The following is a 5,825-nucleotide window of genomic DNA, read 5'->3' on the forward strand; positions in this document are numbered from 1 at the left end:
GGGTGGGCGCGGCCCACGGCCGGCGCTCCGCGCCCTCGCTCCCCCGCCCGCTCTCGCGCTGCGCGCGAGGATGTGGGTGGGCGCGGCACCGCGGCGTGGCACCGCGGCGTGGTGGGGAGCCGGCCTGCGGCCGGCTACGCGTGTAGGTGGAGGACGGCCCGTTCCGCCCATTCCGGTGGGGTGGTGACGCGGGAGACGACGATCATCACGGTGAAGGCCAGCGGGACCGTCCAGGCAGCCGGTTGGGCGAGGAGGACGGTGAGCCAGCCGGCGGACGGGTCGGTGAGGACGGAGGCCGCCGCCGCGCCCGTCGCGGCGAGGACGCCGGCCGCCAGGCCGGCGGCCGCGCCGGCGGAGGTCAGGCCGCGCCACCAGATGCCGAGCACGAGCAGCGGGCAGAACGTCGAGGCGGCCACCGCGAAGGCCCAGCCCACGGCCACGTTGATGTCGACCGACCGCGCCGGCAGCGAGAGCAGCACGGCCACCAGCGCGCCGACCACGACCGCGGCCCGCAGTCGCGGCACGCTCGCCCGGGACAGGTCGTGGGAGAGGCCGCCCGCCAGGGCGAGCAGCAGTCCGGAGGAGGTGGAGAGGAAGGCCGCGAACGCGCCGGCGGCGACGATCGCGGTCAGCACCGCGCCCCAGCCGCCCGGCACGATCTCGCCCGGCAGCACCACGGTGACCGTGTCCGTGTCGCCGCCGTTCACCAGGTCGGGCGTGAAGACCCGGCCGAGGAGCCCGTAGACGGCGGGGAAGAGGTAGAAGAGGCCGAGCAGCACGATGACGCCGACCGCCACCCGCCGCGCGGCCCAGGCCGTGGCGCTGGTGTGGAAGCGCATGATGACGTGCGGCAGGCCGACCGCGCCCAGCGTGGTGGCGAGCAGCACCGACCAGGTGGCGAGCAGCGGCTGTCCCGAGCCCTCCAGGTCGAGCAGCGGCCGGCTCCACTCGCTGACGTCCATCCGCAGCGCCTCCTCGCGGGCGTCGGAGCCCGCGTGCACCACGAGGAAGACCGCGGGGACCGCGATGAAGAGCAGCTTCACCAGGTAGTGGAAGCCCTGGACGTAGGTGGCCGAGCGCATGCCGCCGGCCGCGATGGAGACGCTCACCACCAGGCCCGCCAGGACCACCCCCACCCAGTAGGGCGTGCCGCTCACCAGGTGGAGCACCACGCCGGCGCCCTTGAACTGCGGCACCAGGTAGAGCCACATGATCACCAGCACGATGACGGCGCAGAGTCGTCGGATGGCGGGCGAGCCGAGCCGGTAGTCGGCGAAGTCGGGGACGGTGTAGGCGCCGGAGCGCCGCATCGGCCCGGCGACGAGGGCGGCGACGGCGACGTAGCCGGCGGTGAAGCCGACCGCGTACCAGAGGGTGCCGATGCCGTTCTTCAGCATCAGTCCGGCCAGGCCGAGGACGGACGCGGCCGAGACGTACTCGCCGGCGATGGCCATGGCGTTCCAGCCGGGCGCGACCCGGCGCGAGGCCACCAGGAAGTCGGGGGTGGTGGAGCGGGTGGCGCGCACCCCGTAGATGCCGATGGCCATGCTGGCCGCCAGCAGCAGGCCGATCGCCAGCAGCCCGGTCATCCGGGGCCCCGGCCCGAGGCCCGCTCGACGCGCTCGGCGCCGCGCACGTGCCGGACGGCGATCAGCAGCAGCAGCGGGTAGCTGGCGGCCATCAGCAGCAGCCAGGAGGCCGGGACGCCGGCCACCGTGAACCGGCCGAGCACCGGCAGCGCGCCGAGCAGTCCGCTGAGTCCGAAGAGCAGCAGGGCCAGCAGGCCGAGGGTGCGGGCGGCGTGCCGTCGTTGGGTGGTGAACAGCTCGCGGGCGGCGGCCAGTTCACGCTCGTCCTCGGCGCCGGGTCCGGGCAGCGGCGGCAGGTGGCGGGGCGGCCGGTGGCCGCGGGAGAGCGCGATCCTGGTCTGCGGGCTGGTGACCCGCACCCGGCGGGGGGTCGCGGTCATCTCAGCGGCCCTCGTCCCGGACGGCGGCCAGCAGCCGCTCCTTGAGGGCGCGGGCGTGCCGCCGGCTGACCGGCACGTCGCCGGCCGGGGTGGCCGCGACGAGCCCGGAGGAGCTGGTGACCCGCAGGTCGCGCACCCAGCGGACGGCGACCAGGTAGCCGCGGTGGGCGCGGACGAAGCCGGCCGCCGACCAGACCTCCTCCAGGTAGCTGAGCGAGAGCCGGATCAGGTGGGCGTCCTGCTCGGTGTGCAGCCGCACGTAGTCGCCGTGCGCCTCGGCGAAGTGGATGTCGTCGCGGTGCACGAAGACGGTGTGCCGGCCGGTCTCGATCTGCACCACGGCGAGCTCGTCCCTGGCCGGCTCGGCCGCCAGGTCGGGCCGGGCGGCGGCGGCCCGGGTGACGGCCTCGGCGAGCCGCTCGGCCCGGATCGGCTTGAGGAGGTAGTCGGCGGCGCCGATGCCGAAGGCCTCGACGGCGTGGGACTCGGAGGCGGTGACGAAGACGATGGCGGGCGGGGTGGAGAGCATGCCGAGGACGCGGGCGACGTCCATGCCGGTGAGGCCCGGCATGGAGATGTCGAGGAAGACGGCGTCGAAGGTGTCGGTGCCGAGGAGCCGGACCGCGGACTCGCCGCCGTCGGCCTCGCTCACCTCGGCGATCTCGGGCATGGCGGCCAGCATGTCGGCCAGTTCCTCGCGGGTCGAGGTCTCGTCCTCGACGACGAGCACCCGCAGCGTCCTCGACGTCCTCATCGGGTCGTCACCCCTCGCATGAACTTCGGCACCCGGATGACGACCTTGGTACCGCCACCCCGCGCCGTCTCGATGACCAGGCCGTACTCGGGCCCGTAGACGGTCCGCAGCCGCTGGTCGACGTTGGCCAGGCCGACGCCGCCGCGCCCGCCTCCCCCGCCGGCGAGGATGGCGCGGGCCCGTTCCGGCTCCATGCCCACCCCGTCGTCCTCCACCTCGATGACGCACAGCGGCCCCTCGCCGAAGCCGGAGACGCTGATGGCGCCGGGCCCGGGCTTGGGTTCGAGGCCGTGCCGGACGGCGTTCTCCACGATCGGCTGGATGACGAGGAAGGGGATGGCGACGGGCAGGATCTCGGGCGCCATCCGCACCGTGAGCTCCATCCGGTCGTCGAAGCGGGCGCGTTGCAGTTCGAGGTAGGTCTGGACGGCCTGGAGCTCGTCGGCGACGGTGGCGTAGTCGCCCTGGGTGGAGAAGCTGTAGCGCAGGTAGTCGGCGAAGTCGTTGAGCAGGGTGCGGGCCCGGTCCGGGTCGGTGCGGATGCGGGCGCCGATGACGGCCAGCGCGTTGTGCAGGAAGTGCGGGGAGATCTGGGCCCGCAGGGTGCGCAGCTCGGCCTGGGTGATGCGGGCGCGGGCGCGGCGCAGCGCGGCGTGGTCGAGGGAGCGGGCGACGAGCGCGGCGGCGGGGGTGAGTTCGGCCTCGTCCGCGTCGCGGGCGGCGAGCGCGCCGGAGAGCTCACCGGCGACGATCAGCGGGACGGCGACCCAGGGTGGGCGGTGGACGGACCCCGCGTGCTCGTAGACGCCGGCGAGCAGCGCGGCGAGCTCGTCCGGGGCCGGGTCCTGGCCCGCGACGGCGACCGGCCTGGCGTCGAGGTCGGCGAGGACGACGGCGCCGGCGCGCAGCAGGCGGCGCAGGCGGCGGGCGGCGGAGGCGGCGCCGCGGCCGGTCAGCCCGTCCCTGAGGTCGGCGTCGATCTCCTGCACGGCGGCGAGCACGGCGGCGGTCCGCCCGTCGTCGGGCCTTCCCCTTCGCATCCGGTCCCCCAGCATGGCCGCACCGTAACCCAGGCCGGCCCGGCCCCATAGGCCCCTGACGCGCTCCGCGTGGAACCGCGGGGATCACTCGACCGGCGCCGGGCCCTCCGCCTGGCTCCGCTCGCGCGCCACCCGCGCCTCGCGCTCCTCCACCTCGGCGAGCGGCGGGTGCAGCTGCATCGGGCCGTACGGGTCCTCGTCGGTGGGCCGGGGTGGTTCGGGGCCGTCCGGGCCGATCCGCATCAGCCGCTCGACCCGGATGACGCGGAACCGGCGGCCGAGCACGGTGAGTTCGTCGCTGGGCGGGCCGGCCCGGTACTCCTCGGCGGCGCGCGCGTAGGTCTCGGCGTCCTCGTCGGAGACCCCTTGCTCCAGCTTGGGCAGGAACTCGGCGAGGTAGTTGTACAGCGTGGAGCGGGCGTCCTGTGGGGTGGGCTGGAGGGCGGCCATCGGCTCCCACGACTTCCGCTTGCGCTCGGCGAAGGTGAAGGTGGCCGGGAGCAGCACCACGCCGGGGTGGGTCTCCAGGGCGCGCCGCGAGTCGGCCCGAACGCCGGCCGGGATGCGGTGGGCGCTGTAGTGCAGGGTGCGCAGCTCCATGCGCTGGATGCTCTCCATGATGCCGGTGGGCGCGGCGTGGTCGACGAGCATGCCCTTGGTGCGGCAGCCGGCCTCCCGGCGGCGGCTCCGGTCCCCGATGTCCCGGCCCAGGTCGTCCGGGTCGGTGGGCCGCGGCCCCTCGAGACCGTCGGGGCCGATCCTGGCGAACTCGTCGCCCCGCACGATCCGGTACCTGGTCTCGCCGACCCACAGCTCGTCGACGGGCTCGTTCTCCAGCCGGGCGACGGCGGCCAGCAGCTGGTCGCGCAGCGGGTCACCGGGTCGCGTGCCGTCCTTCGCCCTGAACCACAGGTGCGAGTTGAGCCCGTCCCTGGAGTGCTGCGGAAAACCGTCACTCACGTCACTGAGCAGCCGCCACGCCTCCCCGTCCTCGGGCCGCTGCTCGGCGAACCCGAACACGGGTCCACGGATGACGACGTGGGGATACCGCTCGGCGGACCTGATGGTGTCCTGCTCCGTCACCTCGGAGACGGGGTCGTCCCGGTGGATGACGCGGAAGGTCAGGTGACGCGGTGGGTTCTTCCGGTGATCCTTCATGTGCTCACCGTGACATCAACCGCATGCCGGATACAGGCGATTACACAAAGTCCCCTCTTTGGAGGGGCTAACTTGCCCCCATGTTCACGTCCGCGCCCACGCCTTCACGCTTCCGCGTCAGTAACCGACGGTGAAGCGTTCCCCGACGTGCCGCGGGTTCTCGATCTCGTCGACCAGCGCCACGGCGTAGTCCTCGGTCGAGATCCGGCTCTCGCCCTTCTCGTCCACGACGAGGTCGTCGAGCGCGGTGCGGAAGCTGCCCGTGCGGCTGCCGGGCTCGATCGTGGCGGCCGGGCTGAAGCTGGTCCAGTGGATGGCCTGTTCCGCGCCCCGCAGATAGGCGAGCGCGTCCCCGTGCGCGCGCATGATCTCCAGCACCGGCTCGGGCAACCCCGGCGTGTCCCAGAGCTGCCCGCCGTCCGGGGTCCTGAGCGAGCCGGCACCGCCGACCATGATCAACCGCGGCGCGCCGTCGCCCAGCGCGTGCAGGCCGGCGACCAGGGCCTCGGCCGAGGGCTCGATCAACGCCCGGTGCCCGGCGGCGTCACCCCCGCCGACGGCGCTGACCAGCACGTCCTGCCCCTGCCCCACGGCACTGACATCGGCCGGGTCGAGCACGTCGCCGCTGACGACCGTCAGGTTCTCGTGCTCTCTGCTGACCTTCGCCGGATCCCGCACCACCGCGGTCACGGTGTGCCCACGATCGAGGGCCTCACTGACCACCCGATGCCCGATGCTGCCGTTCGCCCCGAAGACCGCGATCCTGGCCATGCCTCCACGCTCCGCTGAGGTTGCGTCGCCTGCCACCTCAGCGTCTCACCACCCGCCACCTCCGGCATCCCGACAGCCCCTCCCCTCCGCGCTCCGCGCGGGGGAGGCGGCTGGGGCGGGTGGCGCCCCTTCC

At 74.3% G+C, this 5,825-nt stretch carries 6 protein-coding genes; all 6 read right to left on the bottom strand.

Annotated features, from left to right (window positions below):
* Window positions 1-134: 134 nt before the first annotated feature.
* Window positions 135-1,589, bottom strand: a complete 1,455-nt coding sequence (locus tag RNC47_RS35600) for a sodium/solute symporter (protein WP_311604959.1) — start codon at window positions 1,587-1,589, stop codon at window positions 135-137.
* Window positions 1,586-1,969: a hypothetical protein gene (locus RNC47_RS35605; RefSeq protein ID WP_311604960.1), complete on the bottom strand. Its 384-nt coding sequence runs from the start codon at window positions 1,967-1,969 to the stop codon at window positions 1,586-1,588. Before RNC47_RS35605 ends, RNC47_RS35600 begins: the two co-directional genes overlap by 4 nt.
* A gap of 1 nt (window position 1,970) precedes the next feature.
* A complete protein-coding gene (locus tag RNC47_RS35610; protein ID WP_311604961.1) occupies window positions 1,971-2,723 on the bottom strand; it encodes a LytR/AlgR family response regulator transcription factor in 753 nt (250 codons plus the stop codon).
* On the bottom strand, window positions 2,720-3,778 hold the full coding sequence (locus RNC47_RS35615) for a sensor histidine kinase (RefSeq protein ID WP_311604962.1): 1,059 nt from the start codon (window positions 3,776-3,778) through the stop codon (window positions 2,720-2,722). The genes RNC47_RS35610 and RNC47_RS35615 overlap by 4 nt, the downstream gene beginning before the upstream one ends.
* 69 nt (window positions 3,779-3,847) lie before the next feature.
* Window positions 3,848-4,921 (bottom strand): DUF5954 family protein, encoded by a 1,074-nt coding sequence (locus RNC47_RS35620; RefSeq protein WP_311604963.1) that lies wholly within the window; start codon window positions 4,919-4,921, stop codon window positions 3,848-3,850.
* A gap of 117 nt (window positions 4,922-5,038) precedes the next feature.
* Window positions 5,039-5,692 (bottom strand): NAD(P)-dependent oxidoreductase, encoded by a 654-nt coding sequence (locus RNC47_RS35625; RefSeq protein WP_311604964.1) that lies wholly within the window; start codon window positions 5,690-5,692, stop codon window positions 5,039-5,041.
* Between the last annotated feature and the right edge of the window lie 133 nt (window positions 5,693-5,825).

The sequence above is a fragment of the Streptomyces millisiae genome (genome assembly GCF_031845425.1).
In the GTDB taxonomy this organism is placed as follows: domain Bacteria; phylum Actinomycetota; class Actinomycetes; order Streptomycetales; family Streptomycetaceae; genus Streptomyces; species Streptomyces millisiae.